The following is a 24,623-nucleotide window of genomic DNA, read 5'->3' on the forward strand; positions in this document are numbered from 1 at the left end:
TTAATATTTTCCTTTTACCATTTTACTTCAAGTTTTTTTCTAAGATATATAGCTATTGCATTTAGTGAAATTAATATTGTTAATAAAACTAAAATTCCTGCTGCTGTTTTTTCTATATACATACCTTCAGGCATAGAAGCCCAAGTAAATAGTTGTGCAGGCATAACTGTTGCCGCTTGTGTAACCATTGAAGGAGCATCTGGAATAAATGCAATCATTCCTATAATAATCAATGGTGCTGTCTCTCCCATAGCTTGTGCTAAACCAATAATTGAACCTGTCATTATCCCAGGAAATGCAAGTGGTAAAACATGATCTTTAGTTACTTGAATTTTATTTAATCCTAAACCATATCCTGCTTGTCTTATACTATCTGGAACCGCTCTTAAAGCTGCTCTTGAGCTAACTATTATAATAGGTAGAGTCATGAGTGCTAGAGTTAATCCCCCAACTAAAGGTGAACTTCTTGGCATTCCAAATAGATTAATAAATATTGCAAGTCCTAAAAGTCCAAATAAAATTGAAGGAATTGCTGCAAGATTATTTATGTTTATTTCAATAAATCTTGTAAATTTATTATCTAGCGCAAACTCTTCAAGATAAATAGCTGTCATTACTCCAATTGGAAATGCAACTGCCATTGTTATAATTAAAGTCAAAATAGAACCTATAACAGCTGAAAATATACCAGCATATTCAGGAATTTTTGAATCACCATTCTCAAAGAATATAGCATTAAACTTTTTATCTATTAAACCTTGAGCATAAAGTTCATCAACTTTTGCTATATCTTTATCTTTTAGATTATGATTGTGATTTTTTATATATTGGTCAACTTGACTACTTGCTAAAATCCAAATATTTTGAGTTGAATTCATATATGTTGGATTTTCTTCTAATAATTTTGGTAAATCCCTAAGTGCTGCTCTTGAAACTAAATTTCTATATTCGGTTGGAACTGCAAATCTTGTATCTTCTAAAGTTTTTTCATTAAAAGTTACATCTGTTTTTATGTAAGCTATATTAAATGCAGGAATACCTTTTCCTATCATATCAAAAAGGAAAAATGCCAAAAATGCTACTGAAAAGATTAAAGAAGTTAGAGTAAACTTTTTAAATCTTTTTGCACTTAAATGCCTTTTTTTTAGAGTTGGGTCATAAAATGGATTGTGTTCTTTATTTTTCTTTTTTCTTTTTATCATAATGTATTCACTTTATATTTTTCTTTAAATTTTCTTATCATTGACAACGAGATCATATTTAAAATCAAAGTTACAATAAACAACATCAATCCTAAAGCAAAAGCAGAAAGAGTTTCAGGAGAGTTAAATTCAAAATCTCCAACCAAAGAGTTTACTATTGTAACTGTAACCGTTGTCATATCTTCAAGTGGATTCCAAGAGAGATTTGGTCTTAAACCTGCTGCCATAACAACAATCATTGTTTCTCCTAAAGCACGTGAAAGTGCAAGAAGTGATGCAGATATAATTCCAGGCATTGCACTTGGAATTACTATATTTTTTATAGTTTCTCCATGAGTCATTCCTAGAGCAAATGCTGCTTTTCTTTGACTATCAGGAACAGCTCTTATAACGTCATCACTTAAAGATGAAATTAAAGGAATAATCATAATTCCCATAACAATTCCTGATGCTAAAGCACTGTTAAAAGTAGCTTCAAGTCCAAAAAAAGCAGCAACTTTCACAACAAGTGGAGCAACTGTAATCGCAGCAAAGAAACCATAAACAACAGTTGGAATACCAGCAAGAATTTCTAAAATAGGTTTTAGATAATCTCTTAATTTAGGACTTGCATATTCACTCATATAAATAGCACTTCCAAGACCAATAGGAATAGCAACAAGAAGTGCTATTATTGTTATTACAAATGTTCCTGCAAATATTGGTAATGCACCAAATTGGCTATTTGCAACTCCAGGAGACCAAGTTGTACCTGTTAAAAAGTACCAAAAGCTTCTTAACTTGAAAAACTCTACAGCTTCAAATAATATTGAAAATAAAATTCCAAAAGTTGTTAGTATAGATATAGCAGCTGCAAGAATAAGAGCAGATTTTATAAGCTTTTCATTTAGTTCTCTTCGTTTTTTTTCTGATTGAAGACTACTTAACAAACTTTACCTTTATGTTAATTTTAGGGAAGTTTAATAGAGTTTGATTACAGTACGATTACAGATTATAAAACTTTATAAACTGGTTCTTTTGAACTCTTAGATTCTTTTTTCATACTATTTAAAGTATCATCAAAATTTAGAATATTTGATTGGGAATTTATCTCTATAATTGAACAAGAGACAGATAAAAGATTAAAGTTTCTAGTTGTTCCAAATCTATCTTTTGAGACAATATAACCAATCTCTTTATCCTCTTTCGAGTACAAATTTCTTGCACTATATTCAAACTCATTTTGAACATCTAAAGTTAATTTAAAAACATCTTCAAAAGCAAAATCTGTTAATCCTACAAAAAAATCATCTCCACCAATATGAGCTATAAAACTATTGTTTGGATATCTTTTTTGTAATAATTCAGAGAATATAAGAATTGCTCTGTCACCTTGTCTAAAACCATAAATATCATTGAAAGGTTTGAAATCATTAAAGTCAAAGTAGATTATATGGGTTGTATTTATTTGAATATTTCTAAAAGAGTTTCCAATAAATCTCTCTATTTGCTTATTTCCAGGTAGTTTTGTTAGTGGATTTTGATTTGTTGCTATTTCAATATTTCTTTTATAAGACATTGTTAAAAGAGAGTTTAAATTTATAAATCCCAAATATTTATCGCAATGAGTTATAAAAATACCAAGAGAGTTTTGAAAATTTAGGTTATACATCTCTAAAATTTTGTCTATTCCCCAAGATATTTCAACACTTAAAGCAGGTTTTAAATATTTTAAAAGTGTTGTTGAAAAATTTTGATTTTGTGCTAAAGATAATCCATATTGAGAATAAGATATTTTTTTTATGTCGCTTTCGTATATAATTCCAAGAAAATATTTGAACTCATCAACTATTGGAACAAAGTTATGCTCAGTATTTTTTTTGAAATGTAAAATTATGTCATATAAAGAGCTATTTACAGGTAATGGTTCAATTTTATCTATAAATTGTTCATCTATAAATTTATTTTGATCTTCTCTTTTATCATCTAAAATAAGATTTGAAATATCATTGTAAATTGGTAGTATTTCATCAATATTTTTTGTTGGTTTTTGAACTAAAAATCCTTGTATAAAATCAGCACCAATATCTTTACAAGTATAAAATTCCTTTTGTGTTTCTACACCTTCTGCAATTACTTGCATTCCCATAATATGTGCCATATCAATTATAGAAGAACAAAAAAGTTTTTTCTTTGAGTCTTGATCTATATTTGATATAAAAAACCTGTCAATTTTTATAATATTTGCTTCACTAAAATAAAGTAGTTTTAGTCCAGAAACTCCTATTCCAAAATCATCTATTGCAATAGAGTAACCACTTTGTTTATATCTTTGAAGCATAGTTGAAAGAGCATTCTGCTCTATTGAAGTACCTTTTTCACTTAATTCGAAAATTATTTTATCTTTGCTTAAATTGTGTTTTGTAAGAATCTTTTGGGTATTTCCAGAACTATAATTTTTGTTGTAGATTATTCTATTGTCAAGATTATAAAATAGTTTTAGATTTGGAATATTTATATTTGCAAATTTTTTAATAGCTTTTTCTCTTAAAAGTAAATCAAATTCATATAAATAGTCATTACTAAAAACTAAATCAAATAGATCATCAATAGTTGTAATATTTGGTATATCTTGAACATTTCGTAATAGTGCTTCAACAGCATATAGTTTTCCACTTTGTGCGTAGATTATTGGTTGAAAAGCATAATCTAATTTATCTATTATTTCATCCCAATTTATCATAAGTGTATCCTAAAGTTATTTTGAAAAGAGGTAATAAAAAGAGCTTTAAGCTCCTTTTATTTTGTTGTTAGTGTTTTAAATCTTCAGCTTTTAATTTTTCGTTATTTAAAACTTTTGCTCTAGCTTTTGTTCTTACATCATCAGTTAATGGAATAAGTCCTAACTCTGTTAAAATTCCATCTTTTCCAATCATCTTTTCAGATACGAAAAGTTTATTAAATTGATTTAAAGCTGGAACATCTTTAGAGTGTTGATTTTTGATATAAAAATACATAGATCTTGCAACTGGATAGCTACCATTTGCAATAGTTTCAACTGTTGGGAAAATATTATCAATACTTAAACCAACAACTTTATCTTTGTTTTCAGCTAAAAATGAGTATCCAAAAATACCAACAGCAGCTTCATTTTTTGTAAGCTTTTGTACTATTAAATTATCATTTTCACCACTTTCAACATAAACACCATCTGTTCTAATTTCAGAGTATGCTTTATATTTTTTATTTGCAACTTCATCTTTTTTAAATAAATCTGTATAAACTGCTTTTTTCTCAAACACAGATTGAAGTACTAACTCTTCAAAAGAGTCTCTAGTACCTGATGATTTTGGTGGACCATAAACTATAATTTCTCTAGCAGGCAAATTATTACTAATATCTGACCATTTTTTGTAAGGGTTTGCAATAAGTGATTTTCCATCAGCTGATGGAACCTGTGCAGCAACAGCTAGTGCTAATTGCTCTTTTGTTACATTAAAACCTTGTACTTTTGAACTTTGTGCAATAGCGATTCCGTCAAAACCGATTAATGCTTCAGTTATATCTGTAACACCATTTTCTTGACACATTTTAAATTCGCTTGCTTTCATTTGTCTTGAAGCATTTGCAATATCAGGAGTATTTATATCTACTCCAGCGCAAAATAGTTTTATTCCTCCACCTGTTCCTGTTGATTCAACAACTGGTGTTGGAAAAGATGTTGTAGCACCAAACTCTTCAGCAACTGAAGATGAAAAAGGATAAACTGTTGATGAACCAACAATTTTGATTTGATCTCTTGCACTTAAAGTTGTAACTAAAAGTGTACTTGCTATTAAAGCCATAGATGTTTTTTTGAAACTCATTTTACTTCCTAATAATTTGATATTTGGAAGTTTAGTTTCGCTTGGTTACAATTTGGTTACCTTTAAGATTTTTTTACAAATTGAGTTAGAATAACTATTTTAACACCATTTACACGACCTTCTATCTGACCTTCTTCACTTCCTAATGAGATATTTCTTACCGCAGTTCCTCTTTTTGCAGTAAATCCAGCACCTTTTACTTCAAGGTCTTTGATTATAGTAACTGTATCTCCAGCACTTAAAACAACACCATTACAATCTTTTTGTACAACGCTAGTGTTAAACTCTTCTAAACCTTTATTTGCCCAATTTAAAGTTTCATCATCTAAATAAATCATATCCAATAGCTCTTGATTATCTAGTTTTTTTAACATTCTATATGATAAAACTTTTACTGCAGGAGTTTCACTCCACATAGCTTCGCTTAGACAATACCAATGGTTTGGATCAAGTTCACAATTTTGTTCAAATTGTGATTTACATTTTGGACATAAAAGTGCAGATTGTTCTGCTGTTCCATCACTTGGTGATACTTCAAAAATATCTAAATCATTTTCACATTTACAAAGTTCGCAACTATTTTCTGATCTTTTTATTAAATCTTCTAAAATACCCATAAAAATTACCTCATTTTTTAAAAATAGTCTTTATTATACCAAATAGAATCTTTTTTGATATAAATCATACAAATTAGGAAAAAAATTTATTAGTATGTATTTTTTCAAAAAGGTATAAAAAATGAATTTTTTTAATAAAGAGTTTAGAAAAATAAGTTTAGAAAATATTGATAAATCAAATATGTTTTGGGCTTGGATAGGTTCTTTTTTAGGGATTATTGCAATTTCATATTTTCACATGGATATTTTAGATGATAAAGATTTAACTTTAGTTGTTGGTTCTTTTGGAGCAAGTGCTGTATTGATTTATGGAGTTCCTAATTCTCCTTTATCTCAGCCTAGAAATTTAATAGGAGGACATTTATTATCTGCTATTGTAGGAGTTATCTCATATAAGCTTTTCTCTTCAAATCTATTTTTAGCAACAGCAATTGCTGTTTCAACATCTATATTAATTATGCAATTAACTTTAACTTTACATCCTCCAGGAGGTGCAACTTCATTAATAGCAGTTATTGGAGGTGAACAAATACATGAGCTTGAATTTTTTTATATTTTAATTCCAGTTTTTAGTGGAGCTTTAATTCTATTTTTAATTGCATTTATAGTAAATAATATTCCTAAAAATAGGGCATATCCAGAGAGTTTTAAACATTATTTAAAAAAGAAGTATCAAAGGTATAAAAGAAGAAGTTTGAAAAGAGACAAAAGGTAGTTTTAGATTAAAACTACCTTTATTTTATTTAAAGTTTTAATATTGGCAAACTCTTCTAGTAAAATTGCTAGTTCTACAACATCATTGTTTCTCATTCTAATACATCCAGCACTTTCGTTGCTTCCTAGAGTTTTTTCATTTAAAGTTCCATGAATTCTATATGTTGTATTTCCATCAACACTATGAGTTAGATTTAATTTTGCCATTCCCATATAGTTATATTTATGATTTGGTGGTACAACATTTGGTAAAATTATCCCTTTTTTTGCAAAGCTTTTTTTAGTATCAGCAGTTGGATACCAAACTGGATTTAGTGAAATTTGTGAAATTCTTCCAACTCCTAATGGTTTTTTTATACTATCTTTTCCTGTTGAAACAATATAGCTTTTTATTTTTTCTTCATTTTCACCATTTTTTGCAAAAAGTTCCATAATATTTGTTTTTGAATCTACTCTTATTATTAATTCATCGTAGTTATTTAGATTTCTTCTTTGTTCTTTTGGTAAATTTGATTTTGAAACCTTTTTTTCATAAGATTTTGTAAAAGTTTGATTACTTTTTGAGCCTTTTTTTATCTGTTCATCAAACTCATTTAGACTCGTTTGCAAAAGTTCTTCTTCATCCTCTTGGCTTAAAATATCGTTTGAAGATTGATTGCCAAAATCTATCTCACTTTTTAGTTCATATTCTATTTTAGTTTCAGGATTTTTTTCATTTTTTTCTATATTTTGATTATCATAAGGCAAAAGTCCCAAAATTTCAATATTTTCAGGCAACATTGAAACTATTGGAATATTTACAGCTTCAGGTTTCCTATTTTCAAACTCTTTTTCTTCTTGTTCTCTATTTTTTTTATTTTTATTTAAAGAGTTATCTTTTGTACTATTTAAACTAACTGGATTATCCATATCTATAAAAAGTTTTCTTTTATCAATTTGATTTACAATTTTTATATCAATCTCTTTTATGTAAGGTTTTTGATCTTTTACATATTTAGAAGCATTTTGTATTGTAACTTTTGCTATCTCTTTGTCATCGTAAGTATTTAAATATGTGTAGTATTTTTGATTTTGTTTTACTATGAAAACCTCGCCAATAGTATTATCATAGATTCTTTTTTTACACACAAGTGCATTTTCTAAAGTTGAAGTTGTACAAACTGAAACAGTATATTTTTTCTCATTTGCAAATAGACAAAAAGGTAAAATCAAAATCAAAAACAGACTTTTTTTCATATAAATCCCTAAATTTTTTTTTGTTATTTTACTAAATTTAGATAAAATGGAGGTTATTTTAAAAATTTGAAGGAAATATTATGTTTAAAGAGGAAGATTTAATTGAGTTAAACTCAAGATTTTATACAAATTGTAAACCACTTTCAAGAATTTTCACACTACTTACTGTGCCTACTTTATTATTTATTTTGGTTATTTTATGTTATTTTGGAGTTTTGCCACTAAAAGTTGAGATACATAGCGTTATTTTGATTGGTGCAATATATTTTATATATCTATTTTTTATTAGACACAATGCTTATTTTGTAGCTTGTAAGTTTAGAACTTTATATGCAGATTTACAAATAGCTTTACTTGATTATATAAACAGTAATCTTTTAACAATTGCTCAAACTTCAAAAGCAAATGGAAGTGTAGATGATTTTTTACAAGATTATACAAGTAATTTAAGAAATAGTAATTTTTCAAGTATTGCAAGTGGAATTTTTCCAACTTTAGGAATTTTGGGAACTTTTATATCAATAGCCTTATCTATGCCAGATTTTACATCAAATAATATTGCGGCACTTGATAGTGAAATTACTAAACTTTTAAGTGGAGTTGGAACAGCTTTTTATGTATCAATTTATGGAATATTTTTATCTATTTGGTGGATATTTTTTGAAAAATTTGGTCTTAGTAGATTTCATCACGATAGTTATATTATAAAAGAGAGTACAAAAAACTTTTTTTGGACAAAAATAGATATAGAGTCAATTCATATAAAAAGTAATATAGATAACTTTTCTAGCATGAGTAAAATTTTTGAAGAGTTAACTTCTAGCCAAGCTATGTATGATATAAATAGATCAATAGAACAAAGAGCAAAAAGCCTTGATGAATTACTACAAAAAGAGTATATGTTGTCTTTACGAATTGATGAGAATATTTCAAATTTTGAAAAATTAGCAAGTGCAGTTGAAAAATTATCTCTACAATCAAATTCACAAACAATGATTTTCAAAGATGTTTCAGATAACTTAAATAAAAATATTCTTGAATTAAATTCTCATATGAATAACTTAAGTAGCGAAAATCTAAAAGCAATATATACAAATATCGTAAAAAGTATTGAAACTATGAAAAGTGATATGGAAAAAATAGAGTGGAAATTTGAAGAGGGATTAAAAGAGTCTTTACGACAAATAGATTTACAAACAGCAAATATAGTAAAAGATTTGACTATTTTTAAAGATTTATCAAAGTAGAAAATGATGTATAAAAAAAATGAAAAAAACAAAAATCAAGAGGAAAACTTTTGGGTTTCTTATGCTGATTTGATGGCGGGGTTGCTTTTTGTATTTATTTTGGTAATTGCATCAATAGTTATAAAATATCTATATACTCAACATAGCCTTGCAGATAGTGAAGATGCAAAATCAAAGCTATTTTATGAGTTAGCAAAAACAAAAAATATGTATGAAAAGAGTTTAGAAGATTTAAAAGATGCAAACCAAAAAATAGTTTTAAGCAATAAAGAGGTTGAAAAACTAAAAGCTCTTTTGCTTGAGTACGAGATTAATATCAAAGATGAGAAGAGTAAAAATGATGGTTTAAATTTAGCTTTAAATGATAGTTCAAATCAAATTGCTTTAAAAGATGAGGAGTTAAAACTTTTAGCAGATAAACTTTTGGTACAAACTCAAATTCACCAAAAAATGGTAGAGGATTTTGATATTGCAAAATTAAAGATAAAAACTTTAACAGGAATAAAGTTAAATGTTATAGCTAAATTAAAAGAGAAACTAGGTAGCTCTATACATGTAGATGAGAAAAGTGGAGCTATAAAATTTTCATCAAATATATTATTTGACCAAAACTCTTATATTTTAAAAGAGGAAGCAAAAAAAGAGTTAAGTAGTGTTTTGAAAAACTATCTTTCACTTTTATTAGATGATAAAGAGATATCAAAATATATAGAAAATATAACTATTGAAGGTCATACAAATAGTGATGGAACATATTTGGCAAATCTTTTATTATCTCAACAAAGAGCACTTGCAGTTATGCAGTTTTTATATGAATCAAATATTGTAGATAAAAAGCTTTTAAGTATTTTTGTAAACTCAAGCGGAAGAAGTTCTGCTGATTTGATTTTAGATAAAAAAGGTGTTGAAGATAAAGATGCTTCAAGAAGAATTGAGATTAAGTTTAATATTAAAAATGAAGAAGCTATAAAAGAGATACAAAACTATTTGGATAAACAAAATGAAAATAGAGTTCAGTGATAAAAAACCATTATATACACCTACTCATTTGGAAGAACTTTCAAAAGAGATAAAGCAAAAGATTGTAGAAAAAAACCTAAATATCTTTCAAAAGATATTTAAGTTTTTATTTGGTAAGAAAAAGAGCTAAATAAAACTTAGTTTTAGCTCTTTTAAAATATCTTTAGAAAAAATATAAGCTCTCATATTTTGTGGGATTTTTTGAATTCGACAAACTTCTTTAAACTCTTTTGGCAATATAATTTCTACTTTTGGAGCTATTAAGATATATTTTTGAGTAATTGCAATATTTATTTTGTGAGAAATTGTTATCTCTTTTTGTTTGATTATCTCATCTCTTTGTTTTTTACTTATCAAAACTCCTCTTCTTTTTAAAGATTTGTCAATAACTCTAAGGTTTAGATTATCATCTTCTAAGTTCTCAAAAACTTCTAAATCTTCAATAGTTATTACAGGTTCTAATTTAATATTTAAAGAGTTTAAATCATCTTCCAAAAAAGAGAAGCTATTTTTAATTCCACTTTTGAACTCATTTAAAAATTTATCTGAAAAATTGTGTCTAAAGTAGTTTCTTTTATATTTTTCATCTATATTTGAGTTATCTATAAAATATTTTATTTTATTCTCTTTTAAATATTTTTCTAACTCATCTTTGCTTACATTTAAAAGTGGGCGAAAAATACTGTAATCTTTTTTTTCTTCAAACTCTTTTATTCCAAAAAGTTCAACAAGTCCAGCACCTTTTGATAGTTGCATTAAAAACCACTCTAAACGGTCATTTAGTTGGTGTGCTGTTATAAGAGTTTCATAAGAATTTTCTTTTATAATTTGTTCAAAAAAAATATATCTTATATCTCTTGCATTTTTTTCAAAGTTTGAACTATTTTCTAGTTTAACATCTTTAATAAATATCTCTTTTTTATACTCTTTTGCTAAATTTAAAGCATATTCTATTTCATCTTTTGATTGTTCTCTTGTATTATAGTTTACAATTGCGATATCAAAATCAATTTTGTGATTTAGAAGTAAGAAAAAAAGAGCACTACTATCAACTCCACCTGAAAAGGCTAGAAGATTTTTGCTATTTTTTATCCTACTAAAATCAAAAATCATAATCTATTTTATACTTTTCTTATAATCTTTGCTAGAAGTTTATCACCAGCTAGTTCAGTTGCTTCTACTTCATAAATTTCACCAAAAACTATTGGTATATTATCTTCATTATCATTTATATATATTTCTCCATCAATTTGTGGAGCCCAAATAGTTTTTCTAGCACTTAAAAGATATTCATGCTCTTGGCTTTCTCCATCAATATAAACTTCAAAACTTTTTCCAATATCATTTTCTAAAGATTTAATAGTTGTTTGAGAAATTATATCACCTAAAATTTCAGCTCTTTCATCTATTAACTCTTGCTCAATTTTATCATCTCTAGTTTCTGCTGATGTTCCTTCTTCATCAGAATATGAAAAAACATTTCCTCTATCAAATCCAAATTCTTCTACAAAAGAGCAAAGCTCTTCAAAATCATCTTCACTCTCTCCTGGATGTCCAGCTATAAAAGTTGTTCTTACAAAAGAGTTTGGTTTTGATCTCATATAGTTCATGAGTTCAATTAATTTTTCAGCACCTTTACCTCTTTTCATAATTTTTAACATATTTTGAGATATATGTTGAAGAGGCATATCAAAGTAGTTTACAAAAACTTTTGAGTCTGCAATTTTATCTATCAAATTGTGTGTAGTTGTACTAGGATATAGATATAAAATTCTGGCTGTTTTTACTCCATCTATTTTTTCAACAGCATCAATTAATTGTTCTAATCCATCATTGTGTCCCAAATCTCTTAAATAAGATGATGAATCTTGTGATACAAAAGAGAAATCTTTAAATCCTTTTTTTACTAGGTTCGTAACCTCTTTTACAAGTGATTCAAGTGTTCTTGAGTGAAGTTTTCCTTTAAATGATGGAATAGCACAAAATGAACAACTTTGATTACATCCTTCACTTAATTTTACATAAGCATGATAGTTTGAACCTGTTATTACTCTATCGTTTTCTTCACTTGCTAGAAAAACCTCATTTGAAAAACTACTTCTTTTTTCATGAACCAATCTATCTATTTTGTCATAATCTCCAACACCTGTGAAAATATCTATTTCAGTAAGCTCTTTTTGTAAATCATCTTTATATCTTTCACTTAAACATCCAGCCATAACTAAAACAGAATCTTTTTTTCTTTCATTGTGTAAATTTAAAGTTGTATTTATGCTCTCTTCTTTTGCACTATCTATAAATCCACAAGTGTTTACTATAATTAAATCAGCTTCACTCTCATCATCTGTTAGTTCATAATCTTTTAGTTTTCCTAACATTACTTCACTATCAACTAAATTTTTTGTACATCCAAGGCTTACCATATGTAGTTTTTTCTTTGGTTTTTCTTCACTAAATTTCATCTAACATTATCCATCATTTATAAATTTTTGAAAGATTTTAGCTAACTTTTGCATTTATATAAATTAATAAGTACAAAAATAGTATTATAAAACTCTAAATAAAATTTAGGAGAAAATTATGTTTAAGAAATCAAATTTCTTTTTGACTATTTTGATACTTATTTTAGGATTAGCTTTAAACTCTTTTAGTTCAACTAAAGGATTAGAGACAGCAAGTAATAATCAAGTCTTAAAAAATACAAAGTGGGAACTTAAAAGCTTAAATAAAAAAGATATAAAAAAAGTTGAAAAAGTTGCTATTATAAATTTTGAAAAAGAGAATAAAGTTTTTGGAAATTTAGGTTGTAATAGCTTTTTTGGAAAAGTTGACATAAAACCAAACAATATTAATATCTCTAAAGTTGGTAGCACTATGATGATGTGTTCTGATATGAGTGTAGAACGTGATTATATGGAAGTTTTAAATACAGTAACAACTTATAAAATAGATGGAAACAGTTTAATATTTTTTGATAAGAACAATAAAGAGATAGCAAGATTTATAAAAAGATAGTTTAAATACTATCTTTTTATTTTATTAATTTACATCCAAATATTATCAAGAAGTCTTACATTTCCAAATCTAACAACAACTAAAATTATTGTGTTTGATGGTTCTATTTTTTCTATTTCATCAAATCTTTTATTTACAACTCTCACATACTCTACATCAAGATTTTCTAAAATTTCATAGATTTTATCTTTTACAATTTTTGAATCTCGCTCCCCTTTTGCTATTAGATTTCCAGCCATATAAATAGATTTTGAAATTTTAAGAGCTTCCTCTTTTTGTTCAGGAGTTAAATATACATTTCTAGAACTAAGAGCTAATCCGCTACTTTCTCTTACAATATCACAAGCAATAATATTTATAGGTAAAAATAGATTTTTTACCATTTGTTGTATAAGTGCTAGTTGTTGGGCATCTTTTTTACCAAAGTAAGCATTTTTAGGAAGTGTGAGATTAAACAATTTTAAAACAACTTGCAATACTCCATCAAAATGTCCTGGTCTTGTAAATCCTTCAAGTACATAACTATTAATAGGAGCTTTTATTAAAACTTCATCTTTTTCATACATAGTTTCTATATTTGGCATAAAAAGATAATCAACTTTACACATTTGACAAATTTTTATATCTGCTTCCTCTTTTCTTGGATATTTATTTAAATCTTCACCTTTTAAAAATTGTGTAGGATTCACAAAAATAGATACTATTACAACCTCATTTTCATCTTTTGCTTTTCTGATTAGTGAAATATGTCCATCATGTAAAGCACCCATTGTTGGAACAAATCCAATATTTCCATTCAAATTTTTTCTAATATTTTGTAACTCTTCTATAGTTTTAACTATTTGCAATATATATTCCTTTAAAAGTTTTAATTATTTTTCATTGTAGTTTGGATTTAATTTTAATAAAATTAAATCTGCAAACATATTTCCAATTAGTGTTAAAAATGCTCCAATTATAAGTATTCCCATAATTACTGGATAGTCATGGCTTAAAGCACTTTGATAAAATAGAAGTCCCATTCCATCTATTGAAAATATTGTCTCTAAAATTACACTTCCACCAATAATTCCAGGAAGAGAAAGTCCTAAAAGTGTAATAACTGGCGGATATAAGTTTGGTAAAATATAGTATCTTAAGATTTTTTTATTATCCAATCCTCTAGCACGTGCAAAAAATATGTAATCACTTTTTAGAATCTCAATAGTTAAAGCTCTTATATATAAAATCAAACTTCCAATTCCACCAAAAACTATTATAAATATAGGAAGAGTTAAATGCCAAGCAAAATCTAAATAGTAATTTAAACTTCCATCATTTGGTACACTATGAAGTCCAGCTATTGGAAAAAGTTCAAACTTTATTGAAAAAATTAAAACCAAAACAAGTGCTAGATAAAAAGATGGCATCGAAAAACTCAAAAGTGAAAGTTGATTTGTAAATCTATCAAATATTGAATTTTTTTTCATAGCAGATTTAATCCCAAAATAAAGGCTTATTATAAAAATTAAAATCATAGATACAATATTTATTGTCAAAGTTATTGGAATTCTACTTAATATCTCCTCTTTTACTTTTTCTCCACTTGCAAAAGATATTCCAAAATCTAGTTGTAAAATTGAGTAAATCCAAGAGAAAAATTGTATATATAGCGGTTTATCAAGACCATATATAGCCTTTAGTTCCTCTATTGCTTCAGGAGTTATATTTGGATTTAGCTCTCCACTTGCAAAAAATGAGTTAGGAGCTAAATTTATAGCAACAAAAGATATTAGGCTAATAATAAACAGCATAATGATAAGATATAATAGTTTTTTTATAAATATATTCATAGTTAAGATTATACAAAAGATAGGATTAAATGATAGGTATAGATATAGTTAGCATAGATAGAATAAAAAAGATGCATGAAAAGTTTGGTGATAAATTTTATGATAGATTTTTGTGTGAAGATGAAAAAGAGTTTATAAAATCTCCTCAAAATGCAGCTGGTTTTTGGGCTGCAAAAGAGGCTGCTAGTAAAGCTATTGGGGTTGGAATTGGAGAGATTTGTTCATTTTATGATATAAAAATTAAAAAAGATAAGAACAATGCTCCAAAGATTAAATATAGTAAAAAATTAAAAAAAAGATTTAAAATTAAAAAATCAAGTATTAGTATCACACATGATGGTGGTTTTGCAATAGCAGTTGTAGTAAATAGTTTAAAAAAATAATGTTTGATATAAATCAACAAAAGAGTCTAAATAATATATTAGAATTTCTTTACTCTAACATAGAGCTTGTACGAGTGGACTTGCCCCTAAATCTCTCCTAATAAGTCCACCGTACAATTTTTGTTCTATTAAATTATAAAAATCAAAATAAGGTAAATTATATGAATATAGATTTTTTTCAAGATGTTGAAACAATTATTTTAAAAGATAAATTAGGAAGATTTCTTGGTGTTGATGATGATTTTGTATATACTTTTCAAGATGTTGTAAAACTAAGCGGTCATTCGTGTCCAACAGTTGCTGGAGCTTATCTTATGACTATAAAAGCTTTAAAAGAGTTATACAAAGATGAGTTACCAGTTCGTGGTGAAATAAGAGTTGAGCTAAGAGATTCAAAAAGTTCTGGAACAACTGGAGTTTTAGCAAATGTAGCTTCATTTATAACAGGAGCAAAAGAGGAAGATGGATTTAAAGGACTTCAAGGGCAATACTTTAGAAATAATCTACTTAAATATGAAGCACCTATAAAAGGTGATATGAGATTTACAAGAGTTGATAATCAAGAAAAAGTTGAAGTTCTCTATGATTTATCAAATATCTCTTTGAGTGGTTTTGATGGAAATTTGATGCAAAAAGGTTTACAAAAAATTGCTACAAAAGAGGAGCTTGAAACTTTTGGCTCTGCTTGGCAAAAAAGAGTTAGTGAGATTTTATTAAAATATAAAGATGAAGTTATAAAATTTATATAAAGGAGCTTTTATGACACTATTTATTTTAAGTACGAAACCATATGATGGAAGTGATAACATTTATGATGCTTTGAGATTAGTTAAAAAGTTAGTCGAGATGAAGCAAGAAGTAAAAATTTTTTGTATTAGTGATGCTGTAGATTTGGTGCGTGCAATTGCAAAAAAACCTGATACTTATGATATAGATTTACAAGCTATGATAAAAGAGATTTTGACTTTAGGTGTGCAGATAAAAGCTTGTGGAACAAGTCTTAAAAGGTCTGGTGATTATAAAAATGAACCATATTTAAATGACGATATAAGAGGAAGCTTGGACTTGTTAGGCGAGTGGACAATAAATGCAAAGAGAGTTTTAACATATTAATATGATAGTTTGTGATGAAAAATTAGGAGTTTGCTCTGTTAAGGAAGTTGATTTAAAAGATGAGTTGGAGCTAGAACAACCAACACTATTTTATATTGGTGATCCTATGTGTTCTTGGTGTTATGGAATGAGTGATATTTTAAAAGATACTCAAGAGTACTGCGCTAAAAATGGTATAAAATTCCAAACTATTGTTGCAGGACTAAGAGCTAGTGGTCAAGTTTTATGGGATAAAAGATTTAAAGGCTTTTTAAAAGAAGAATGGACAAATATTTCAAATAGGACAGGCAAAAAGTTCTCTTTTGAAATACTTGATTTATTAAATTTTGATTATGATACAACACCAGCTTGTAAGGCTGTTTTGATTTCAAAAATTTTAAGTTTTAATAATAGTAAGATAGTTTTAGAGTTTTTTTCTAAAATTCAAGAAAAATTTTATGCAAATTCACAAGATACAAAAAAATTAGAGTTTTATAAATTAATTTGTGAAGATTTAAATCTTGATTTTGAAGAGTTTTCTAAGCTATTTGAAGATAAATCTTTGGATAAAAAACTTCAAAATGAGTTTATATTTGGAAGAAATTTAAGTAGTTCTTTCCCTAGTTTAATTCTTGTAAATAAAAAACAAAAAGTAAATATATCTATTGGATATAGTAGTTTAGAAGAGGTAATTTCAAGAATAAACAAAAACCTAAAGAGCTTGTAAAAGTTCTTTAGGTTTAAATAATTACTCAAAAATATTAAAGATGGTTTGAATAACTGTAGTATTTATTAAATCTACAAAAAATGCTCCACATAATGGAACTATTAAAAATGCTCTGTGCGAAGGTCCATACATATTTGTAATTGCTTGCATATTTGCAACTGCTGTAGGAGTTGCTCCTAAACCAAAACCACAATGTCCAGCTGCTAAAACACTTGCATCATAATTTTTTCCCATAACTCTAAATGTAACAAAATAAGCATATAAAATCATAATAAGAACTTGAGAAATTAAAATTACAGTTAAAGCACCAGCTAGGTTTGATAGTTGCCAAAGTTTTAAAGATAGTAAAGCCATTGCAAGATATAAAGATAATGATGCATTTCCAAATACATCAATAGCTCTATCAAAAATCTCAATTTTTAGGATATTTTCTAAACTGTTTCTTAAAATTACACCACCTGCAAGTGCCCAGACAAAAGTAGGTAGTTCAAATGCTGAACCTTTTGCAAAGTTTGTCATAAAATCAGCAAATGCTAAACAAGCTGCAAATAGAGCTAAGGTTGATATTGCACTATTTGTAGTAATTAATCTTACAGCTTTTGGATATTCAAATGGAACAAACTCATCAATTACTTTCTCATCTTTAGAGTTATTTTGTTGTAACTCTTTTTCATTTGAAAGTTTATATCTATTTATTAAAAATTTTGCTAGAGGTCCTCCAATAATTCCACCCATTACAAGACCAAAAGTTGCAGCTGCCATTCCAAGCCCCATAGCTCCTTCAATTCCATATTTTGTCTCTAATATTGAACCCCAAGCTCCAGCTGTTCCATGCCCTCCTGTAAGAGTTATAGAACCAGCAATTAGACCAATTAAAGGCTCAATTCCTAAAGCTGTAGCAAGAGATATTCCTACAAAGTTTTGAATTATAATAAAACCAGAAACTACAAGAAGAAAAATAAAAAGAGATTTTCCTCCCTCTTTTAGTTTTGCAAAATTTGCACTAAGACCAATTGAGATAAAAAATATAAGCATAAAACTTGTTTGAAGTTCACTACTTGTTGTTATACTATATCCCAAAAATTATATACTAAAGTAGAAATTGTAGCTGCTACAAGACCACCAGCAACAGGTTCTGGAATATTATACTTTCTTAAAAATTCAATTCTATTTACTAAAAATTTACCAATAAGTAAAACTATTACTGCTGCTATTAATGTGTAGTAGGCGTTAAATGTAAAATTCATAAACTTTCCTTTTTCAAATATTTAATTCTTTTTTATTAAATCTATATATCTTTCTAAGATTATTTTTGCAGCAATTGAGTCAATTCTTCCATCTCTTACTTGTTTTACTTCACCTTTCATAAGCTCTTTTGCCTCTATTGAGCTAAGATTCTCTTCACAAAATTCATAAGGAATTTTAAGTTCTAGTAAGCTTGTGAAGTGTTTTATTCTGTTTTGAGTATCTATATTTGAGCTTGGAAGTCCAATAATTAGTTTTTCAATTTGCCACTCTTTTAAAAAATTGTTTACTTCAAGAGCAGCTTGATTTCTATTTTTTCTAATAATAGCATTTTGTGGAGTTACAATATCACTCATAAGAGAGATTGCAACCCCAATTCTTTTTAGACCAACATCAATTGAAGCTAATCTCAATCTAAAATCTCACTTGCAACTTCAAATTTATTGTTTGCAGTCATTAGATGAATTTTTGGATGAATTTTATTAATCTCTTTAAATAGATTTTTGCTTAACTGCATTCCAACTTTATACTCCTCTTCCTCACTTATGTTATGAGCTTTTTCCAATTCATCTATCCAAAATTGAGGTACATGAATACCTGGAACTTGTGCAGATAAAAATAGGGCAGTTCTAAGTTTTGTAATAGGAAAAACTCCAAAAATTAATTGAGCTTTTCTTTTATCACCTTCTACATTCTCTTTTGCATTTTCAAAATTTTCTAAAAGTTTTTTTACATTTTCAATATCAAAAACAGGTTGAGTAATAACCCCAACAGCACCGTTTTGTATCTTTAGATGCATTTTTTTCTCTAATGAACCAAAATTTTTGGCATAGGCATTTACAACTGCAAATGGAAAAATTTGTTTAGGCTCAATTTTAAAAGGGCGACCTGCAAAATCCATACCATAGTTAAAAGATTTAATCATTTTTAAAAGCATTAAAGAGTTTGCTTCAAAAACTCCTTTACTATTTGGCTGATCGCTCATATTTGCTGGATCTCCTGTAAGAGCTAAAATTGCTCTTATATCAAAATCATTTGCACCAAGCAAATCTGATTGTAAAGCTATTTTATTTCTATCTCTCATTGTCATTGTTGCAATTACTGGTTTTTTAAACTCTTGTTGAAGTTTTAGTGCTGCAAAAAGTGAGTTGTATTTAAGTTTCGCTAGTGGATTGTCTGTACAAGTAAAACCATCTACTTTTGTATCAATTTTAAATTTTTTGATTTTCTCAACAATATTATGCATTGATGGCTCATGCTGAGGTGTTGTTTCAAGTGTTAAATATTTATCCTCTTGAAGTTTAGAAATAAGTGTTTCAAACATTTTAATATATTCCTTTTAAACTATTTTAGTTAATTTTGGTTAATATTATACCTTTTAATATTTAATATTTAGGATATTTATGAAATTAGCAGTTTTTGATTTTGACTCAACACTTATGGATGGGGAAACAATTGATATTTTAGCTTTTGAGTTTGGTTTGGGTGATGAAGTTAAAAAAATTACAGAAGAGGCTATGAGTGGAAGACTTGATTTTTTTGAATCTTTAATTCAAAGAGTTGCACTTTTAAAAGGAATGGAACACAAAAAAGTTGTGGAAATTTGTGCAAATTTACCTTTAATGAAAGGTTCTTATGAGATTGTAAAAGAGTTGAAAAAGATGGATTATAAAGTTGTTTGTTTCAGTGGTGGTTTTAGAGTTGGAACAAGCCCAGCAAGGGAAAAACTAGGACTTGATGCTGATTTTTCAAATATCTTACATGAAAAAGATGGAATTTTAACAGGACTTGTTGGTGGAGACATGATGTTTGGTTACTCAAAAGGAGATATGATAAGAAGATTACAAAATCTTTTAAAAATCTCAAAAGAGAATACTTTGGTTTGTGGAGATGGAGCAAATGATTTATCTATGTTTGCAGAAGCAAATACAAGAGTTGCCTTTTGTGCAAAAGATGTACTTAAAAAAGAGGCAAATATTATAGTAGATACAAAAGATTTAACAAAAATTTTAGAACATATTAAGGCTTAAAAGATGAAAGAGTTTGAAGATATAAACTACTCAATTTGGTGTGATTTTATTGAAAGAGATTTCTTAGAGAATAGATTCCAAGAGATAATTAATGACGAAGTTATAAAAGGTGCAACATCAAATCCTGCTATTTTTGAAGCTTCAATTACAGGTTCTGTTGCTTATAAACAGCAACTTGATATGTTACAAGCAAATGATCAAAAAAAAATATATGAAGAGTTGGCATTTAAAGATATAAGAAGAGCAGCTGAACTTTTAGAACCACTTTATAAAATTGATACAAATAATGGATTTATATCTATTGAAGTTGACCCTCTTTTATGTGATGATGCAGCTGGAACTATAGAAGAAGGACTTAGAATTTACAAAAGTTTAAATGCTGATAATGTAATGATAAAAATTCCAGCAACTGATGCTGGATATATTGCTATGAGAGAGTTAAGTAGTAGAGGAATTCATATAAATGCAACTTTAATTTTTTCACCACAACAAGCTAGAAATTGTGCAATTGCACTTGATGATGGAATTAAAGCTTCAAACAAAGATACAAAAGGTGTTGTATCTGTTTTTGTTTCAAGATTTGATAGATTAATGGATACAACTCTAGGTGCTAAAGGTCTTGCTACATCTAAATTAGGGATTGTAAATGCTACAAAATGTTACTATGAAGTAAATAAATTAGAGAACTCAAATATAAGAACACTTTTTGCAAGTACTGGAGTAAAAGGGAATGAGTTAAGTCCTACATATTATATATATAATTTGATATATCCAAATTCTGTAAATACAGCACCTCTTGGAACTATTGAAGATTGGTTAAAAGATGGGAAAAAAGAGCAAAGTGTTATTATTAGTGAAGATGAGTGTGATAAATACTTTAAAAGTTTAGAGCAAAATGGGATTAAATTAAAAGATGTTTATGAAAAGCTTTTAAGTGAAGGTCTTGATGCATTTAAAGTATCATTTAAAGAGTTATTATCAAAATTAAAACATTAATTTTGATTTAAGATATATTGGATAAAATTTTTCCAATAATAAATATATAAAAGGTAAAATATGAAAACATGGAGTCCAAGTAGCTGGAGAGATTTTCCAATAAAACAACAACCAACTTATAATGATTTAGTAACTTTAAAACAAGTAGAAAAAGAGTTAGCATCTTATCCTCCACTTATTTTTGCAGGAGAGGCTTTAAATCTTAAAAAACAACTTGCTAAAGTTGTAAATGGTGAAGCTTTTTTACTTCAAGGTGGAGATTGTGCTGAATCGTTTAATGTATTTAATGCGACAAATATAAAAGATTTATTTAAAGTAATGATGCAAATGGCAGTAGTTTTAACTTTTTCAGGAGGTTGTCCTGTTGTAAAAGTAGGAAGAGTTGCAGGTCAGTTTGCAAAACCAAGAAGTTCTGATTTTGAAGATATAGATGGATTAAGTCTTCCTTCATACAGAGGAGATATTATAAATGATATAGATTTTGATATTGGTTCAAGAGAGCCAAAAGCAAAAAAACTTCTGAAAGCATATAATCAAAGTGCTGCAACTATGAATCTTTTAAGAGCATTTGCAAGAGGTGGAATGGCTGATTTAAATCAAGTTCATCTATGGAATTTAGACTTTGTAAAAGATAATACTTTAGGTGCTAAATATGAAGAGATAGCAAATAAAATTAGTGAAAGTTTAGCATTTATGAAAGCATGTGGAATTACAAGTGAAAATACTCCACAGCTAAACCAAACAACTCTATTTACATCTCATGAAGCACTTTTACTAAATTATGAAGAGGCACTTACAAGAAGAGATTCAATCACAAAAGATTGGTTTAATTGTTCAGCTCATATGCTTTGGATTGGAGATAGAACTAGAGATTTAGATGGTGCTCATATTGAATATTTTAGAGGTATTAAAAATCCAATTGGTTGTAAAGTTGGTCCATCTATGAAAGAGGATGAGTTAATCAAACTAATTGATGTTTTAAATCCTGAAAATGAAGCTGGAAGATTAAATTTAATTGTAAGAATGGGTAATGAAAAAATTGCTGAATATTTCCCAAAACTTTTAGCAAGAGTTGAAAAAGAGGGTAAAAAAGTTTTATGGTCAAGTGATCCAATGCATGGAAATACTATAAAAGCTGAAAATGGTTATAAAACTAGAGATTTTGAAGCAATTTTAGGAGAGGTAAAACAGTTTTTCCAAATTCATAAAGCTCAAGGTTCTTATGCTGGTGGAATTCACCTTGAAATGACTGGACAAAATGTTACAGAGTGTACAGGAAGTAAATCAGCAGCTATTACACAAAGTGATTTAGCTAGTAGATATCATACACAATGCGATCCAAGATTAAATGCTGATCAAGCTTTAGAACTATCATTTATGATAGCAAATACTTTAAAAGAAGCTAGAAAATAGGTAAAAAAGTAGATTTTATCTACTTTTTTACTTTAAAAAATCTTCTATATTTTTAGCAACTTTTTCTATTAATCTTTTTCTAGCTTCAATACTAGCCCATGCAATATGAGGAGTCAAAAGAAGTCTTTGCTTATTTTTTACACTTAAAAGTGGATTGTTTTGTTCAATTGGCTCTTTTGTAACAACATCAAGACCACAATAAATCTCTTTTTCATCTAAAATTTTTGCTAATTCTGTTTCGTTTATAATTCCACCACGACCAAGATTAAGTAAAATAGCACCATCTTTTAAAAGATTTAGTTCTTTATATCCTAGTAAATCTTTTGTTTTTTCATTTAAAGGTGCATGAACAGATATAATATCGCAAGTTTTTAATAACTCTTCTAAGCTAACACTTTTGTATTCGCTATTTTGATTATTCCCACTTGTAGAGTAGTAAACAACTTCACAAGAAAAGGCTTTGGCTTTTTTTGCAAAATCTCTTCCTATTTCTCCAAGACCAATAATTCCAACTTTTTTTCCATCAAGTTCAAAAAAAGGCATATCTATATGAGTAAAAATATCACTTTTTTGCCAATTACCGTTATCTACATATTTTTTATAATAGTCTAGTTTTTGAACAAAGTAAAAAATCATTGAAAACCCTAACTGCACAACACTTGAAGTTGAATAACCTGCCACATTTTTTACATTTATATTTGCCTCTTTTGCATAAATTAAATCTACATTATTTGTACCTGTTGCAGTTATACAAATTAGTTTAACTTTTGACTCTTCTAGCTCCTCTTTTCCTACATAAACCTTATTTGTTAAAATAATATCTGCATCTTTTATTCTCTCTTTTGTTTCATCTGGTTTTGTTACATCAAAAGAGATTACACTACCAAATTTTTCAAAAACTGATACATCTATATCATAACCCAATGTTTTTCTATCTAAAATTACTATTTTCATTTTTTTATCCTTTAGTTTGTATATTCCTAATAAATTAAAAGGAATTTTTCATATTAATCTCGTCTATGGGCAATTCGTGGTGGAGTTACCTCTTTTTGTAAATCAATACTAAGATTATTGTAAAAAAGCTCTCCATAGTTTGTTTCACGATTTATTGTTTCATAAGCTTGAGTTATTGTGTTATTGTATTTTACAGCATCTTGAAGTATCTTTAAAATCTTTACAGAATCCAAAAAATTTACATGAGATGGTGCTTCTATTGATGAACTATAATATTTGTGCATTCTTTCAACTAAGCTTTTATTTCTTATCTCTATAAAAACAGATTCAATTGGGGATTTAAAAAATAGTATTTTATTTTTTACATTTATAGATATATATGTTGTCTCCATTCCATATATTTTTCTTGAGAATGAGTCAAATAAAAATAGTTTTTTATTGTAGTTATTGTTAAAAAGTTCATGCATAAGTTCTAATACTTTTATTTTTTCTTCTCTTGTAAAAAAGTTTCCAATACTTGCAAAACAAAAGCTAAGGACTGATTTTATAGAGTACCACTCAGTTGTATCGTAGTCATATCTTAGCATTTGGTTAATTCTTTCTTGTTTTAACTCTTCTATTTCAGAACTATTTGTTGTTTTGTACACTTTTCGTACAGCACTATCTCTATACATTGGTCCTGGAAACTGTGCTTGAATTACAAATCTTCTATTTTTTTCATGTTCAATTATATATTGAAGTCTTCCTTTATAATCTTCATCAATAATTCTAACCTCTTTTTGAGGTATAGATGTAATAGATTTTAAAAATTCATCACCACTACAAGCATCTTCCCAAATATACTCAGGATATCTAAACTCTTTGCAGATTTTAGTTTTTATATCGTTACTTATTTCTACATTACTAACTCTATCAATCCACGATGTTATAGTTCTTCTATCCTTATCAATTAAGCTAGCAAATTTTGAAATACTTAAGTTTGAACGATTAAATATCTCTATAAATTTTTCTATTGAATTTTTAAAATCCATAAGCTTCCTTTAATAAAATTTTCG

Annotated in this window: 25 protein-coding genes and 1 pseudogene; 11 read left to right on the forward strand and 15 right to left on the reverse strand. The window is 27.5% G+C overall.

The features are described 5' to 3' along the window. Positions 1-14: 14 nt before the first annotated feature. The 5 genes from pstA to AC5LG6_RS04065 all read right to left on the reverse strand — a co-directional run bounded on the left by pstA (position 15) and on the right by AC5LG6_RS04065 (position 5,664). Positions 15-1,202 (reverse strand): phosphate ABC transporter permease PstA, encoded by a 1,188-nt coding sequence (gene pstA, locus AC5LG6_RS04045; protein WP_498585761.1) that lies wholly within the window; start codon positions 1,200-1,202, stop codon positions 15-17. Then, the gene (gene pstC, locus AC5LG6_RS04050) at positions 1,199-2,131 is read right to left on the reverse strand and encodes a phosphate ABC transporter permease subunit PstC (RefSeq protein ID WP_066220023.1); all 933 of its coding nucleotides are present in this window, start codon (positions 2,129-2,131) and stop codon (positions 1,199-1,201) included. The genes pstA and pstC overlap by 4 nt, the downstream gene beginning before the upstream one ends. 62 nt (positions 2,132-2,193) lie before the next feature. Further along, complete coding sequence (locus AC5LG6_RS04055) at positions 2,194-3,924, reverse strand: GGDEF domain-containing protein (protein WP_498585762.1); 1,731 nt, start codon at positions 3,922-3,924, stop codon at positions 2,194-2,196. A gap of 67 nt (positions 3,925-3,991) precedes the next feature. Next, positions 3,992-5,047 (reverse strand): substrate-binding domain-containing protein, encoded by a 1,056-nt coding sequence (locus AC5LG6_RS04060; RefSeq protein ID WP_498585763.1) that lies wholly within the window; start codon positions 5,045-5,047, stop codon positions 3,992-3,994. A gap of 62 nt (positions 5,048-5,109) precedes the next feature. Next, positions 5,110-5,664: a PhnA domain-containing protein gene (locus AC5LG6_RS04065; RefSeq protein ID WP_498585764.1), complete on the reverse strand. Its 555-nt coding sequence runs from the start codon at positions 5,662-5,664 to the stop codon at positions 5,110-5,112. A gap of 121 nt (positions 5,665-5,785) precedes the next feature. Between AC5LG6_RS04065 and AC5LG6_RS04070 the strand changes: the two genes are divergently transcribed. Then, the gene (locus AC5LG6_RS04070; protein ID WP_066405155.1) at positions 5,786-6,379 is read left to right on the forward strand and encodes an HPP family protein; all 594 of its coding nucleotides are present in this window, start codon (positions 5,786-5,788) and stop codon (positions 6,377-6,379) included. A gap of 2 nt (positions 6,380-6,381) precedes the next feature. Here AC5LG6_RS04070 and AC5LG6_RS04075 read toward each other — a convergent pair whose 3' ends face one another. Continuing rightward, complete coding sequence (locus tag AC5LG6_RS04075; protein WP_498585765.1) at positions 6,382-7,614, reverse strand: L,D-transpeptidase; 1,233 nt, start codon at positions 7,612-7,614, stop codon at positions 6,382-6,384. Between the two features lie 80 nt (positions 7,615-7,694). On the opposite strand from AC5LG6_RS04075, the gene AC5LG6_RS04080 reads away from it, so the two are divergent. Both AC5LG6_RS04080 and AC5LG6_RS04085 read left to right on the forward strand, forming a co-directional pair. Continuing rightward, a complete protein-coding gene (locus tag AC5LG6_RS04080; protein WP_498585766.1) occupies positions 7,695-8,861 on the forward strand; it encodes a MotA/TolQ/ExbB proton channel family protein in 1,167 nt (388 codons plus the stop codon). A gap of 6 nt (positions 8,862-8,867) precedes the next feature. After that, positions 8,868-9,881: an OmpA family protein gene (locus AC5LG6_RS04085; RefSeq protein WP_498585767.1), complete on the forward strand. Its 1,014-nt coding sequence runs from the start codon at positions 8,868-8,870 to the stop codon at positions 9,879-9,881. A 126-nt stretch (positions 9,882-10,007) separates the two neighbouring features. On the opposite strand, the gene tilS is transcribed toward AC5LG6_RS04085, so the two are convergent. Next, positions 10,008-10,994, reverse strand: coding sequence for a tRNA lysidine(34) synthetase TilS (tilS, locus tag AC5LG6_RS04090; RefSeq protein WP_498585768.1), 987 nt, complete (start codon positions 10,992-10,994; stop codon positions 10,008-10,010). A gap of 8 nt (positions 10,995-11,002) precedes the next feature. Beyond that, entirely contained in the window at positions 11,003-12,343 is a 1,341-nt protein-coding gene (gene rimO / locus AC5LG6_RS04095) for a 30S ribosomal protein S12 methylthiotransferase RimO (RefSeq protein ID WP_498585769.1), read from the reverse strand. Between the two features lie 118 nt (positions 12,344-12,461). Between rimO and AC5LG6_RS04100 the strand changes: the two genes are divergently transcribed. After that, the gene (locus AC5LG6_RS04100) at positions 12,462-12,896 is read left to right on the forward strand and encodes an META domain-containing protein (RefSeq protein WP_081560786.1); all 435 of its coding nucleotides are present in this window, start codon (positions 12,462-12,464) and stop codon (positions 12,894-12,896) included. Between the two features lie 29 nt (positions 12,897-12,925). Here the strand turns inward: AC5LG6_RS04100 and panC are convergent, their stop codons facing one another. Beyond that, complete coding sequence (gene panC, locus AC5LG6_RS04105) at positions 12,926-13,744, reverse strand: pantoate--beta-alanine ligase (protein ID WP_498585770.1); 819 nt, start codon at positions 13,742-13,744, stop codon at positions 12,926-12,928. Between the two features lie 24 nt (positions 13,745-13,768). After that, the gene (locus tag AC5LG6_RS04110; protein ID WP_498585771.1) at positions 13,769-14,728 is read right to left on the reverse strand and encodes an ABC transporter permease; all 960 of its coding nucleotides are present in this window, start codon (positions 14,726-14,728) and stop codon (positions 13,769-13,771) included. A 29-nt stretch (positions 14,729-14,757) separates the two neighbouring features. Between AC5LG6_RS04110 and acpS the strand changes: the two genes are divergently transcribed. The 4 genes from acpS to AC5LG6_RS04130 all read left to right on the forward strand — a co-directional run bounded on the left by acpS (position 14,758) and on the right by AC5LG6_RS04130 (position 16,930). Further along, the gene (gene acpS / locus AC5LG6_RS04115; protein WP_066220058.1) at positions 14,758-15,111 is read left to right on the forward strand and encodes a holo-ACP synthase; all 354 of its coding nucleotides are present in this window, start codon (positions 14,758-14,760) and stop codon (positions 15,109-15,111) included. Positions 15,112-15,272: 161 nt separating this feature from the next. Then, the gene (locus AC5LG6_RS04120) at positions 15,273-15,860 is read left to right on the forward strand and encodes an ML domain-containing protein (protein ID WP_260910711.1); all 588 of its coding nucleotides are present in this window, start codon (positions 15,273-15,275) and stop codon (positions 15,858-15,860) included. A 10-nt stretch (positions 15,861-15,870) separates the two neighbouring features. Beyond that, positions 15,871-16,224, forward strand: coding sequence for a DsrE/DsrF/TusD sulfur relay family protein (locus AC5LG6_RS04125; protein ID WP_498585772.1), 354 nt, complete (start codon positions 15,871-15,873; stop codon positions 16,222-16,224). A 1-nt stretch (position 16,225) separates the two neighbouring features. Continuing rightward, the gene (locus AC5LG6_RS04130; protein WP_260884432.1) at positions 16,226-16,930 is read left to right on the forward strand and encodes a DsbA family protein; all 705 of its coding nucleotides are present in this window, start codon (positions 16,226-16,228) and stop codon (positions 16,928-16,930) included. Positions 16,931-16,951: 21 nt separating this feature from the next. On the opposite strand, the pseudogene gltS reads toward AC5LG6_RS04130, so the two are convergent. The 3 genes and pseudogenes from gltS to AC5LG6_RS04145 form a co-directional block, all read right to left on the reverse strand. After that, a pseudogene (gene gltS, locus AC5LG6_RS04135) lies at positions 16,952-18,177 on the reverse strand (sodium/glutamate symporter). A gap of 21 nt (positions 18,178-18,198) precedes the next feature. Then, positions 18,199-18,588 carry a Holliday junction resolvase RuvX gene (gene ruvX / locus AC5LG6_RS04140; protein ID WP_498585773.1) on the reverse strand — a complete coding sequence of 130 codons (390 nt, stop codon included), beginning with the start codon at positions 18,586-18,588 and terminating at the stop codon, positions 18,199-18,201. Then, positions 18,585-19,499 carry a methylenetetrahydrofolate reductase gene (locus tag AC5LG6_RS04145; protein WP_498585774.1) on the reverse strand — a complete coding sequence of 305 codons (915 nt, stop codon included), beginning with the start codon at positions 19,497-19,499 and terminating at the stop codon, positions 18,585-18,587. The genes ruvX and AC5LG6_RS04145 overlap by 4 nt, the downstream gene beginning before the upstream one ends. Positions 19,500-19,578: 79 nt before the next feature. Between AC5LG6_RS04145 and serB the strand changes: the two genes are divergently transcribed. The 3 genes from serB to AC5LG6_RS04160 are packed head-to-tail and all read left to right on the forward strand — an operon-like array spanning position 19,579 to position 22,614. After that, complete coding sequence (gene serB / locus AC5LG6_RS04150) at positions 19,579-20,205, forward strand: phosphoserine phosphatase SerB (protein WP_066167331.1); 627 nt, start codon at positions 19,579-19,581, stop codon at positions 20,203-20,205. 3 nt (positions 20,206-20,208) lie between these two features. Further along, positions 20,209-21,201: a transaldolase gene (locus tag AC5LG6_RS04155; protein ID WP_498585775.1), complete on the forward strand. Its 993-nt coding sequence runs from the start codon at positions 20,209-20,211 to the stop codon at positions 21,199-21,201. A 60-nt stretch (positions 21,202-21,261) separates the two neighbouring features. Continuing rightward, positions 21,262-22,614 carry a class II 3-deoxy-7-phosphoheptulonate synthase gene (locus AC5LG6_RS04160; RefSeq protein WP_066220075.1) on the forward strand — a complete coding sequence of 451 codons (1,353 nt, stop codon included), beginning with the start codon at positions 21,262-21,264 and terminating at the stop codon, positions 22,612-22,614. Between the two features lie 27 nt (positions 22,615-22,641). Here AC5LG6_RS04160 and AC5LG6_RS04165 read toward each other — a convergent pair whose 3' ends face one another. Both AC5LG6_RS04165 and AC5LG6_RS04170 read right to left on the reverse strand, forming a co-directional pair. Further along, a complete protein-coding gene (locus AC5LG6_RS04165) occupies positions 22,642-23,568 on the reverse strand; it encodes a D-2-hydroxyacid dehydrogenase (protein ID WP_498585776.1) in 927 nt (308 codons plus the stop codon). Positions 23,569-23,621: 53 nt separating this feature from the next. Next, complete coding sequence (locus AC5LG6_RS04170; protein ID WP_066167321.1) at positions 23,622-24,599, reverse strand: hypothetical protein; 978 nt, start codon at positions 24,597-24,599, stop codon at positions 23,622-23,624. Positions 24,600-24,623 lie beyond the last annotated feature (24 nt).

The sequence above is a fragment of the Arcobacter thermotolerans genome (assembly GCF_983172305.1).